Below are 12,842 nucleotides of genomic sequence, written 5' to 3' on the forward strand. Positions count from 1 at the left end.
TCTTTATTCTCCTATATTATATTAAAGTCCGAACTGATATCCGAAACTTAATGTAAATCTTCTGAAATTTGCACTTCCTTTATCTTTTAATCCGTCATATCTTGTTCCTTCTATTTTAGCAGTATTTACCTGATAAGAAAGTCCTGTTGTAAATCCTTTATATACTACTCCTGCTCCTACAGAATAATACACTCCGTTTTCAGCTTTAAAGTCTTTTAATTTACCTTCATCCAATACAGCTCCTGTAGCTTTACTGTATGTTTTGTATTGACTGCTGTTTTTACCGTTTATATTAAATGAATAACCTAAGTCGGCTTTTACATAAGGAACTATATCCGAATCGTTTCTGAAATTATATTTTGCAGTTAAATACAAAGGTACCGAATCGTAAAGTTTAGTGTCCGACACTTCTACTTTAAGGTTATTATCTTCCACATCTGTAAATTTTTTCAATTTACCATGATTCTGGTAAGAAAGTCCTACTCCTATTTCAGTGTTATTAGTTACAAGGTATCTGTATTCAGCTCCTAATTCATAAGAAAACTTTGTTTTCTTTGAAGGAGTTACATCAAATTTTGAGACAGGAGAAAGTCCTGCTTTAAATTCAATTATATTATTTTCAGCAAAGGAAGCAGTACTTAAAGCCAAAAGTCCTAATACTGTCAATATATGTTTTTTCATAACTTTTCTCTCCTTTTAAAGATTTTATTTTGAAAATTTTTCTTTATTTTACCTTAATTATTTTCTTTTGTAAAGAGGGTATTTTTCTTTTTTTTTTAAATGTTGTGAAAAACTATTATTCATTAGGTTTCCAAGTATTTACAACTTTTTCCAGTTCACTTTTTTTGTCAGGCATTCCTTCTAAGGCAATATAATATACTTTTCCTTCATAATCAATCAAATTCATAGTTAATTCTCTTCCGTCAGGTATTTTTATAGCTATCTGTTTTGCATTATAACCGTTAATTTTTACATCTTTTTGTGTGATATTGTCATTTGAAATTCCCTGATTAATATATTTTTTATATAATATTTTTCTCCATTCTTCAGCAGTTCTTTGATTATTAACAGAATAAATGTTTAATGTTATAATATCATAAGGTGTTACTGCTAATTGTACAGCATTTTCCATTGCATCAGGATCCTCAAACTCAAACCAATCGTTAGGCATATCTACAAATCCCACAAGAAAACTACCGTATCTTTTTGTTTGATAGGTATTTTCCGTTATTTCTTCTTTTTTTATTGTTTCTTCTTTTTTATTATTACAAGATAATACTATTATACTTAAAATCAACAATAAAATTATTAATCTAAATATTTTCACATTTCCACCTTTTTTTATTTTAATTTTATTTTTTTATAAAATCAAAGCTATAGAGAAGATAAAAGGTTTTATATTTTCTTCTCTATATTTTTTGCAATTAAATCTTTTTTTATAAATTATATCACCAGAGTTATAAAGATATAGTAACTTCATCACTGTTATAATATTTTTTTACTTCATTTCGTACTTTTTCCAATTCTTCTTTTGATATATCTTTTATATTTATATATATAACAGGATGAATACTGTTATATTTCATAAATTCATACCAGTTTATTTCTTCAAACTTTCTCATTTTACTGAAATATTCTTTTAACCCGCTTCCATATTTTAATATCTTTTCATAAGAAAACTTTGCTGTTCCGTTTTTATAATCATGTATCATACACTCATCCAATACAAACATTATGCTGGCTGATTCATAATTAGGATAGCATTGCCATCTGTCTACAACAGATGCCTCTATTTTTTTATCCTCGTATTTTCCTAATATCCTTTCTATCTCGGAAAAATCATTTCCTTTTGATTTATCATATATCAATTCATTTAATACATAAGGTTTAAAGCCATACTTAATCATTATATCTATAAAAACTCTTGATTCTTTATCACTGAAAAAAGGTACGTATTCCAAAACAAAATTTTCTTCTCCCTGTTGAGTAATTACTACTTTAGCTCCTTCTTCTTTTACAAAATATTTCGATTTATATTTTACAGGTTCTTTCTCCACTATTTCATAAAATGGGCTTGAAATTATTCTTCCTTGGGGTGTTTCAGAATCTCTTACTATATACTTTTCTTTATCCAGTATAACTTTAAAATTTTCTTTTATCGTTTCCACTAATTGAGAAAATTCTTTCTCTCCTTCTATTTTTCGTTTTGCTTTGTTGCATCCGCAAATTATTAATCCTATTAATAATATAACTAACAATTTATTTAAAGTTTTTCTTTTCATAAATTATCTCACCTACTTAAAAGAAAAGTTAAATTTTCACTGTTATAATATTTTTTTATTTCATTTTGTACTTTTTCCAATTCTTCTTTTGATATATCTTTTATATTTATATATATAACAGGATGAATACTGTTATATTTCATAAATTCATGCCAGTTTATTTCTTCAAACTTTCTCATTTTACTGAAATATTCTTTTAACCTGCTTCCATATTTTAATATCTTTTCATAAGAAAACTTTGCTGTTCCGTTTTTATAATCATGTATCATACACTCATCCAATACAAACATTATACCAGCTGATTCATAATTAGGATAGCACCACCAACCATCTATAATAAGAACATCTATTTTTTTATCATCATATCTTCCTAATATCCTTTCTATCTCGGAAAAATCATTTCCTTTTGCTTTATCATATATCAATTCATTTAATACATAAGGTTTAAAGCCATACTTAATCATTATATCTATAAAAACTCTTGACTCTTTATCACTGAAAAAAGGTACGTATTCCAAAACAAAATTTTCTTCTCCCTGTTGAGTAATTACTACTTTAGCTCCTTCTTCCTTTATAAAATATTTTGATTTATATTTTACAGGTTTTTTCTCCGCTATTTCATAAAACGGTCTTGAAATTATTCTTCCTTGGGGTGTTTCAGAATCTCTTACTATATACTTTTCTTTATCCAGTATAACTTTAAAATTTTCTTTTATCGTTTCCACTAATTGAGAAAATTCTTTCTCTCCTTCTATTTTTCGTTTTGCTTTGTTGCATCCGCAAATTATTAATCCTATTAATAATATGACTAACAATTTATTTAAAGTTTTTCTTTTCATAAATTATCTCACCGGACCTACAGGCATAAAGAATGATTTCATTTCAGCTTCATTTTTTCTTATATCGTCATAATTAGGTTCATGAATGTTATCTCCGTCTGCTCCCATATTATCATATATTGCTACCCCTCTTACATCTCTCCCTACTCCTAGATTAGGTAGTCCCAAAGGTGCAAATTTATAAGTAGCTCTTCCTTTATTATCTATTATTTTTTTATTTAACATTGCTTTTCCATGATTTGGAATTAACACCAATGTTCTTCCGTCATCTATATATTTGCCCGGATTATTTACAGGTGCAGGATCTATTACTATTGATTCCAAGTCCAAACGTGAACCTGTTTCTTCAGATGGTCCTCCTCCTAATGAATGTCCTTTTGTTTTTGTCAATGTCCCCATTACTCTCGGATCTTTCATTATTTTTTTAGTATAGTTATATGCATCTTCATATTGCTGATTTCTTCCTATTTCATCTCCTTTAAATATTGAATTGTTTCTACGTTTTAAATAAAAGGCATTAGTTATGTTATCATTCTGTCTTATTATTAATGATCTAGGTGTTATATTTACACTAGTACCCATAAATTTAAAATTCATATTAATATTATTTCTCCGTATTGCTTCTGCATTTACTGAATTATTACCCCAGTCTTGCACATAACTTATCGGATTTTTTAATGGCTCTCCTATTCCCGGTACACTTCCCTGAAATACTATTTGACTTCTTCCTGATACTACATCTTTTACCGTTATAGCATTCATTCCTGAAATAGTTGATTTTGTATCAATTACTAAAAACTCTCTGCCTGAAGGTGCTTTATATATCTTTCCTACTTCAGTATCCCATAATCTTTTATAGTGTTCTTTATTATTAGTATTCGGTATACTTTCTCCAACATATTTATTATATATATGCGGTCCTCCACTATATGCATCTATTCCTGCCATTACAGCATCATCCCAAAGCATTCCCTCATACTGGTACTCTATTTTTGTTGCTCTTTGTTCAGGTTTATTTATAAAGTCACCTATTCTTTTTTCAGTAAATAATTTTTCCGAATATTTTATACCTCCTTTTCTTTCATTTTCTTCAGCTTGGAGTAAAATATTGTCTATTATACTCTCTTTTTCATATGCATCTAAATCATCATATTTTTCAAATTTATTTACTTTTTTTATTGCATTTACTGCTCCTTTATTTTTATTTTCTTTTTTCACTACTGAAAATGATTGTCCTACATATTTCAAGCTTTTCTCAAAATTGGTAGTAGATATTTTTCCTTTTTTTACTCCTATCCCTAAATTTTTTCCTTCTCTGTCATAAAATTTTTTATCTGCTTTACTTACTGCCGTTAATCCTTTTGATACTTTTCTAACCATTGAGGCTGCTCCTGCTGCTCCATTTTTAACTGATTTAGGCAAATACGACTTTGCTGCTATGTTTCTTAACTCATTTTCTTTCTTTATCAGAGCACCTTTTACTTTTCCTTTAAAATCTTCATACTGCTTTCCTAAACCTATTCCTTGCATAAATCCGTGTAAGAAAAACTGCATCTCTTCGTCGGTATATCCATCCAGTCTTAATCTGTCTTCATCTGTCAACATTGAAAACTTGTAATCTATTATTCCCTGTCCGTCTTTTAAGTATCCATTGTCTCTTATTCCTTCTAAAAATTCTCCATATGCTCTTGTCAAATATTGGGCCTGATATTCACTATCTTCTCCAAATATCAAATGACTTATTTCATGTTGTGTTGTTTTGTTAAAGTCTATTACTTTTCCTGAATCTACATACTCTTTATTTATCCATACTGTACCGTCTTTTGTTATCGCAAATCCGTTAGATACCAACTTTGCTAATGTATCATCATCCATTTTTGATGTGTCTATATCTTCTGTTCCGTAAAAATGTACTTTCACTCCTTTTTTTGTTAATGAACCGAATCTTTCTTCCAACTCTTTTTTTACCTGCTGTTGTGTCTTGCCTTTTGTTTCTATGAAACCTATTCTCATCATCTTCTGGACTGCTGTTTCTGCTTCTATACTCTTTAATATTTGAAGGTTACCGTCTGCATCTCTTGTTGTCAGTATTCTTTTTATCCCCTCGACACTTCTTCCTGCATCTTCAAATATATCCTTTGCTTTTCCTCTGCCTGCTCTTGTCAACCAGTATTCTGTTCCCAAATCAACATTTATAGGATTTATTTCTCTTCCTTCAAATTCTCCTGCTTGTCTATTTGTATCTCTGTTCACTCCTGTTATGTCCTGATTTATCTGTACATTGCTTCCTACCGTTGACAATACATCTCTTGCCTTATCCATTTCGGCATAGTTTACTCCTACTTTGTATACTGCTCCCTGTTCATTTTCTTTTCTTCCGTCTATATAGATTGCATTCCCTTTTTCATCTCTTTTTGTATACGTTACATTAGGATATACTGTTACATTTACTCCTACTTTTCTGCTCTTATCTATATCATGTAAGTCCTGTTTCTCATATCCCTGTCCATTCAAAGTAAATCCACCGTCTATTAGTGAACCTACCTGTACTATTTTCCCTTTTACATCAAGCATACCGCTTCCTGCTGTAAACTCCGCTACATTTCTTGTTATCTTTTGATTTACATCTCCCTTGTTATATCCCACTGTTGCACTTGATATATACGGTCCGTTTACTGCCTTTCTTTTTTCTGTATGCGGACCTATTCCTATTCCCAAACTTACCGAATATCCTCTACTGCTTGAGTTCACACTGTCCTGCACACTTATCGTTTCATGCGGTCCGTTTACTGTTCCCGATATACTTCCTGTTCTTACTGCTACTCCTACTGTCTTTACATTTCCCGTATTATTGTAATGACTATTTCCTTTTGTTATATCTTCATTTTTAGAATAGTATACTCCTTCACTTTCCGACTTTTGATTGCTTATACTTGGGGTTACAGTTACTAAAAGCGTGATGCTTAGGGAGATAAATCTCCCTAAAACCCTCTTACCCCGCTTCTCGCTTACTAAGCTCATACTAATTAAAGTCCTTTCCTTTCTCAAGTCCCCTCAAGTATTCGCTAAGTAGTTGCTCGAAAATGCGGGGAAGTTATTGAACTGACTAATCTTTTTCCAATCCATAATCTATTATTTCACTTATTAATCTTAGCTGTTCTTCTTTATCTACTAAATTATCATTTCCTGTTTCCAGCATATATATTTTATTTTCTTTCAAATCATAAACTACATCATGATCCCATTTCCATTTATTTATATATCCTAATATTAAAGATATATTTGAGGCATTATTACTTACTCCGAATGTTATCAAAGTATTTTCTTTATTTAAAGATTTTATTCCTTTTATCTCATTATGTGCCTTATATAGAATTTTTTCTTTTTTAGTTTTGAAGTTTCTCTTTATTAATAAATTTCCTTTGGAATATATTACATTTTCATCATCTAATTTCAAACAGGAGTTAAAAAAACATTTTGAATCATCATCTGATATTTTTTTCTTTCTTATTTTTCCATTTTTAAAATTATAAATATAGATTGATTCTTCTTTTTCTCTATTTGGTGATAAATATAATTCTTTCTTCTGTTTATTAAAATCAAATATATAATTTTCTTCTTTTATTATTCTTTCATTGTTTTTAAAACCTCCCTCATTTGAGATATTGTAATAAACATTATTTTCTATTACATAATTTATAGTATCTACATTTTTAACTTTCTTGCCTCCTTTATTAATGTTTTTATATTCATCTATATTATCAAATACATATTCATAATCATTAAAAGGTTTTAGATTAAAATCTTTATCATAATAGAATATTTTAGCTTTTCTGGACTCTGCTCCTATATCTACATTTTTATAAAACAATAAATACAACTTATCATTATTATAGTTTAAAAGAAAAGAATGCCTATCTTTTATATCTTTATCCTCTTTTTCTCTATTAACTAAAGTTTTTTTTACTAATTTACTGTTTTCTCTTTCTATAATATATAACTCCAATCTATTTTCAGGACTCACTGTTTCTCCTTTAGTAAAAAATTTTCTGTCTATTTTTTCTATAAAGCTGTAATCATTATATACTATTTTAGGTTTACTGCAACTTAGACTCAGAGATAACATCATAAAAATCACTACTCTTTTCATTATTTTTTAACCCCCGAATCTTTTCTAAGTTTATCCATTATCCTATCAATCTCATTTTCTCTTTCTTTAGTATGTTTACCATTCTTATTATCACCTTTATATTCAACAATAACATATGTTTTTCCTTTTAAAACTGGTGTTCTTACTGCCGACCTTGGATTAAAATAAGTATGGAATTCCGTTACTTTTTCTCCAATTTTTCTATTTTTTCTAAATTCATCTAAACTTAGACCATTCGCATAATAAATCGAACTTAACCCCACTGTTACACAATTATAAGCACCTAATCTGTATGGTCTTTCCGATCCCTTATATATATAATAACTACCTATACCTTCATTTTTACTTTTGCTATTAAACTCTGTTATTTCTTTTTTCTCTTTACCTTCAATAAATTTAACATAAAAATCTACAATCTTATTATCATATTCTTTACTTCCTTCTATCTTATGAATTTTACCAGAATGTCTTCCGTATTTTCCTAATAAATAATTTTTACCATTTGTTATATATAATGCTCCATAATTTATTTTCTCGAATTTTGGATAAGGAATTCCCAATTTATTCTTAATTCCTTTAAATTCAATTCCATAATGCATATGATCAGGTCCAATTGCTGACCAACTATACACTCTTCCATCTGGATATTTCTCATTTACTATCATTAATGCACCATGCCCCCCTGGATGCGTACTTTCTATCCAATAGGCATCATTCTCCCAATCATAACCAAGTTGCTCTTTTGTATATTTTAACTGTTCTGTTACAAAGGTTGCATCTGCATCTCCAAAGTGTTTTCTGTAGTATTTTTCCAGTTGTCTTCCATAAAATGTAGAATAATCTTCTGTATCTCCCATGCCGTTTCCTCTATGATAAAAGTGTCTTCCTTCTTTTCCTATTACTCCTATCGCTTTTGCATAGTCTTCTACATTATCCGCTACTATTACTACTTTCCCTTTGCCTGTGTAATAAGCTCTTCCTCTTATCCCTTCCGCTCCTATTATTTCTTTTATGTTAGGGTCTTTTGAGCTTATTATCTGTACATCATCTACTTCTCCTCCTGCTGCTCTTTCTATTATTTTCTTTGCCTGCTCTTTATCTATGATTGATAAGTCTATTCCTTCTCTTTCCATTCTTGCTATTTCTTCTTCTGCTGCTATTCTGTCTTTGTAGTATAAGTATATATCCTTATTATCATTCTTTATCGCTGCATTTAATATCTCCGCTACTCTGTCTATCTTGTTTCCCGCTTTTACAAAATCACCTCTTGCTTTTTCTCTCGCATAATCTGTCGCCCAGTACTCTGTTCCCAAATCTGCATTTATAGGTCTTATCTCTTTGTCTTTTATTACTTCTATCCTATTATCTACATCTCTGTTTACATCCTTTAATTCTGATAACTTTCCGTCTATTATAGGGCTTACATTTTCTCCTATCGTTGCTTTTACTTTTGCTACATAATCATTTTCTGCATAGTTTATTCTTGTCCCGTAAGCTACTCCTCCTTTTGATTCTCCTGTAGGTCTTCCGTTTCTATATACTTCCGTTACTCCGGGAGTTACCGTTATATTAAATCCTATCGTTCTGCTCTTGTTTATGTCTTCTAAGTTTTCATGTTCATATTCTTTTGTATTCAGTGTAAAGTTCCCTCCTATTACACTTCCTACCTGTCTTGTCTTTCCGTCTACATTAAGAACTCCACTTTCTGCTGTAAAACTTCCTGTTGCATTTGTTGTTCTTTGTGTTACATCTCCTCTTGAATATCCTACTCCTATGTTTGCTGTGTATATTCCATTGGCGTTCATTCCTTTTCCGTCTCTTACTACAGTGTGGTCTCCTATTCCTATTCCGTAACTTATATTGTATCCTGTGTTTTTGCTGTCTACTTTGTCCTGTACACTTATTACATCAAGACTTTTCACAGTTCCTTCTATTCCTTTTGTCTGTACATCTACTCCCACTACTTTTACTTCAGGATTGTTATTATAGTATGTCGTTCCTTTTGTTATGTCTTCATTCTTGGAATAGTATTCTGCTGTCGTTTCTCCTTTTTCTCTGCTTATACTTGGAGTCACTGTTTTGCTTGAAGCACTTAGAGGATTTTGTATTTTTCCTGCTGAATTGAATGTTATTACAAGCATGATGCTTAGGGAGATAAATCTCCCTAAAACCCTCATGCCCCGCTTCTCGCTTACTAAGCTCATACTAATTAAAGTCCTTTCTTTTCCAAGTATCCCCAAGTATTCGCTAAGTAGTTGCTCGAAAATGCGGGGAATGGTTTTATTCTTTTTTCTATTTCTTTTATTTTAATATTCAAAAATAATAAGTTTAGTATAATACCTTAAATAATTCTTTCATTGTTTACTTTTCAAAATTTATTATATATAAATCACTTTCTCTAATCTACTATTTTGACAGTATCTATCAATTTTATATACAATATCTTATCATTAAAATAGGGTTTTATTTTCTTTCGCAATTTTTTCAGTTCTTCTTCACTTATACCTTCTATTTCAAATTCAAGTAATGGATATATTTTATTAAATTTCATATATTCTTCCCAGTCTATTGTCTCAAGGTTTCTTTCTATACTAAAATATTCTTTGAATTTTTCCATATATTTTTTTATCCCTATCCTTATATTTACATGTCTTTCTTCATCATAATACTCTTCTTCACATTTTTTATCTTTTACAAAATTTAAATTTGCCGCCCCTCCTATATCTTCATCTATTACCCCACATCTCCAATATTCGCCAAAATTAGCTTTTATTTTGTACCCTGATTCATCAAATATTTTTTCTATTTCCTCAAAATTATTCCCTTTTGTTTTATCATATAAAACTTCATTCAGTACATACGGTCGTAATCCAATACTTAAAATACCAAATAAATCTTGTGAAAACTTAAATCCCCATTTTTCCTCATCATACATACTTCCATTAAAAACATAGTACCCTTCATATTCTTTAAAATATTTCGACTTATACTTTACCGGTTCTTTCTCTCTTATCCCGAAATAATACAATCTTGTAAATACGCTTCCTGGCATTATTCCTAGTGCTTTCACTTCATATTTATTTTCATCTAATATCAAGTTATAATCTTTCCTCATTTCCTCAATTGTATTATCCAATATCCTTTTACTTGCTTTTTCGTTCTTTCTTCTCTCTATTATCGTAAATATATCATCGCATTGCTGAAATAACAAAAATGACAACATTAATATTAATATCTTTCTCATTTTTATCACTTCTTATCCTTTTTAGAGTTTTTTTCTTTTATCGGGGCATTTATTATCATAAACCATGCTTCTTCTCCTATAGAACTTGCCCTATGAGGATCATAAGCTTTTTTCTCTTTCATATAAAATTGCCCTGGAGCTTCATATGTAGAAATTGTTATTGTCTTATCTGAATCCATATTTACTGAATCTTTAGCCTTTTTCAACCCCGGTATTGAAAACATTCTCTTTCCAAAAGGCAAAACTGCAGGATTAAACTCACTTGTTATTACTCCATCTTTCTTTGTTGTTTTATTTAATAATCCATTTTTAGGATTTACTATCAATATACCACTTGTATAAGGTCCCACATGTCTTGGTGCCGGATCTACTCCTATTACTTGAGAATGTGGTGTATATGAACCTGCATATATCCCCGCTCCATCACCCAAAGAGTGTGAAGATGTACCTATATTTCTTGCTGCCATTCTTTTAGCATCTTCTTCACTATAACCCATTTTTTTTATTCTATTTTTTTCATCGGCAACTGCTTTTTCGTAATATCCTCTAAGATCTACATATTGTTTAGGTGTATTCGGTACTCCACTTAAATATGTTTCCTTTTCCCATTTTTCCAATTTATTTATGCCTTTTTTTAAATCATTTACATATTTCATATCAGTACTTAATAATGTAGATGCTTTAATACCGTATATTGACGGATTATATCCACTATTTTTCATCATTTTATCTACAGGTAATCCTAATGTCACCTTTTTTGTAAATTCATTTTTCACAGTATAAAAATCTTCTAAAGTTTTAACATAGCTCTTTAAATTATTAGCTATTGAAAATTGATAATGACCAAAACCGTTATTAAACCAATCATCATCTCCGGGAATATTTCCCATTTCAAATTTTTTATCTATTACTAAACTTTTTACTTTTGCTTTTGCCCATGTTCCAATATCAGGAGTACTTCCCTGTGGTAATACAAATATTAATCCTGTACTCTTATCTCTTACTTTCATTACTTCAAGTCCTGACTTAAATCTTGTATAGTCCATTATCTCCATTTTTCTTGTTTCGCCCGTGCTAATAAAGTGAATATCCTTTTCTTTTCCTATTTCATTTCTGTAATCAAATATAGTTCTATATTTTGCTCCACTAGGAGCAGGATAAATTTGATATTGTCCTAATTCTATTGCGACATCAAGTCTCATGCCTCTCAAGTTTATATCTGATACTAACTGTCCCGAATGACTCATATATTTATTTAATCTTTCATTTAGTTCTTGTTTACTCATTTTTTTTCTGAATCGCCTTCATAAGCATACCATTGTCTTCCAAGATTTTCCAATACTACTAGTCTATCATTGATAGGTAAATCATAATATTTATCAATATTACCATATTTTTTATCATCACTATTAGCTATTATTTTTAATAATTTATTCTCTCTTTCTTTTGATAGATTTCTGATTGATTTATTTGGTGATCTCTTTCTAGCTTTTTGTTCTTCTTTTTCTTCATTTCCTATATCCTCTATTTTTTTTAAAATTTCTCCTTTTTCTTTTGATAATTTATTGTATTCAGCTAAATCATGAGGATTTACTCTACCATCCAAATCATTTCCATTTGAGGTCATTTTCTTTTTCAATCTATCTAATTTTTCTTGAGTTCTATCTAATTTCTTATATGCTTCTTCATATTTACCCAACTTATTAAGATCTTTTGCTGTCCTTACCTTCCCTCGATTCATATCTATAGAAACTTTGCTATCAATTCTATCGTCACCCGTTAATTCCTTAAATTCCATATCATCATCTACATACTTATTCAATCTCGCTCTGTCTTCATCTGTTAAGCTTGACATCATTAAGTCTATTATCTGTCCGTCTTTTAAGTATCCATTATTTTTTATTCTCTGTAGATGTTCTCCGTATGTGCCTTCTACATATCTTGCCTGATATTCTGTATCCTTTCCTAATATCTGGTGCGTTAATTCATGTGATACTACTTTATTAAAGTCTATTGTATTTCCGTCTTTTATCTTTTCCTTATTTATCCATATATATCCGTCTCCCGTAGTTGCTATTCCATTGGCTTCAAGTTTTCTTAACTGATCTTCTGTAAGATTTGTTGTGTCTACATCTCCTGCTCCATAAAATCTTACTTTGATTCCCTTTCTTGTCATATCTCCGTATCTTGATTCTATTTCTTTTGCTATCTGTTCTATTTTCTTGCCTTTTCCTGCTATAAAGCCTCTGTCTATTAACCTTCTTGTTATACTTTAATCTTTATGAGGAGCTCAAATCGCCGCTCCTCATACTCCTGCTACCAACTAC

At 29.9% G+C, this 12,842-nt stretch carries 10 protein-coding genes; all 10 read right to left on the minus strand.

Features of this window, described 5'->3' with window-relative positions:
• Positions 1-21 precede the first annotated feature (21 nt).
• The 10 genes from FVE72_RS08965 to FVE72_RS09010 all read right to left on the minus strand — a co-directional run bounded on the left by FVE72_RS08965 (position 22) and on the right by FVE72_RS09010 (position 12,691).
• A complete protein-coding gene (locus FVE72_RS08965) occupies positions 22-681 on the minus strand; it encodes an outer membrane beta-barrel protein (protein ID WP_026738083.1) in 660 nt (219 codons plus the stop codon).
• Positions 682-796: 115 nt separating this feature from the next.
• On the minus strand, positions 797-1,327 hold the full coding sequence (locus FVE72_RS08970; RefSeq protein ID WP_026738084.1) for a hypothetical protein: 531 nt from the start codon (positions 1,325-1,327) through the stop codon (positions 797-799).
• Positions 1,328-1,457: 130 nt separating this feature from the next.
• Complete coding sequence (locus FVE72_RS08975) at positions 1,458-2,282, minus strand: hypothetical protein (RefSeq protein WP_026738085.1); 825 nt, start codon at positions 2,280-2,282, stop codon at positions 1,458-1,460.
• An 8-nt stretch (positions 2,283-2,290) separates the two neighbouring features.
• On the minus strand, positions 2,291-3,121 hold the full coding sequence (locus tag FVE72_RS08980; protein WP_006806363.1) for a hypothetical protein: 831 nt from the start codon (positions 3,119-3,121) through the stop codon (positions 2,291-2,293).
• Positions 3,122-3,124: 3 nt separating this feature from the next.
• Entirely contained in the window at positions 3,125-6,142 is a 3,018-nt protein-coding gene (locus FVE72_RS08985; protein ID WP_026738086.1) for a hypothetical protein, read from the minus strand.
• Between the two features lie 85 nt (positions 6,143-6,227).
• A complete protein-coding gene (locus tag FVE72_RS08990) occupies positions 6,228-7,271 on the minus strand; it encodes a hypothetical protein (RefSeq protein ID WP_026738087.1) in 1,044 nt (347 codons plus the stop codon).
• Complete coding sequence (locus FVE72_RS08995; RefSeq protein WP_146966547.1) at positions 7,271-9,475, minus strand: hypothetical protein; 2,205 nt, start codon at positions 9,473-9,475, stop codon at positions 7,271-7,273. Before FVE72_RS08995 ends, FVE72_RS08990 begins: the two co-directional genes overlap by 1 nt.
• A gap of 194 nt (positions 9,476-9,669) precedes the next feature.
• Positions 9,670-10,515: a hypothetical protein gene (locus tag FVE72_RS09000; RefSeq protein ID WP_146966550.1), complete on the minus strand. Its 846-nt coding sequence runs from the start codon at positions 10,513-10,515 to the stop codon at positions 9,670-9,672.
• A gap of 5 nt (positions 10,516-10,520) precedes the next feature.
• A complete protein-coding gene (locus FVE72_RS09005; protein ID WP_026738090.1) occupies positions 10,521-11,801 on the minus strand; it encodes a hypothetical protein in 1,281 nt (426 codons plus the stop codon).
• Positions 11,798-12,691 (minus strand): hypothetical protein, encoded by an 894-nt coding sequence (locus FVE72_RS09010; protein ID WP_026738091.1) that lies wholly within the window; start codon positions 12,689-12,691, stop codon positions 11,798-11,800. The genes FVE72_RS09005 and FVE72_RS09010 overlap by 4 nt, the downstream gene beginning before the upstream one ends.
• Between the last annotated feature and the right edge of the window lie 151 nt (positions 12,692-12,842).

It is taken from the genome of Pseudoleptotrichia goodfellowii (assembly GCF_007990505.1).
GTDB classification, from domain to species: Bacteria; Fusobacteriota; Fusobacteriia; order Fusobacteriales; family Leptotrichiaceae; genus Pseudoleptotrichia; species Pseudoleptotrichia goodfellowii.

Bases quoted from the DNA above. Each gene is read 5' to 3' on its own strand.
- FVE72_RS08965 (WP_026738083.1), bottom strand. From the start codon at position 681: ATGAAAAAACATATATTGACAGTATTAGGACTTTTGGCTTTAAGTACT.
- FVE72_RS08975 (WP_026738085.1), bottom strand. From the start codon at position 2,282: ATGAAAAGAAAAACTTTAAATAAATTGTTAGTTATATTATTAATAGGA.
- FVE72_RS08980 (WP_006806363.1), bottom strand. From the start codon at position 3,121: ATGAAAAGAAAAACTTTAAATAAATTGTTAGTCATATTATTAATAGGA.
- FVE72_RS08985 (WP_026738086.1), bottom strand. From the start codon at position 6,142: ATGAGCTTAGTAAGCGAGAAGCGGGGTAAGAGGGTTTTAGGGAGATTT.
- FVE72_RS08990 (WP_026738087.1), bottom strand. From the start codon at position 7,271: ATGAAAAGAGTAGTGATTTTTATGATGTTATCTCTGAGTCTAAGTTGC.
- FVE72_RS08995 (WP_146966547.1), bottom strand. From the start codon at position 9,475: ATGAGCTTAGTAAGCGAGAAGCGGGGCATGAGGGTTTTAGGGAGATTT.
- FVE72_RS09000 (WP_146966550.1), bottom strand. From the start codon at position 10,515: ATGAGAAAGATATTAATATTAATGTTGTCATTTTTGTTATTTCAGCAA.
- FVE72_RS09005 (WP_026738090.1), bottom strand. From the start codon at position 11,801: ATGAGTAAACAAGAACTAAATGAAAGATTAAATAAATATATGAGTCAT.
- FVE72_RS09010 (WP_026738091.1), bottom strand. From the start codon at position 12,691: ATGACAAGAAAGGGAATCAAAGTAAGATTTTATGGAGCAGGAGATGTA.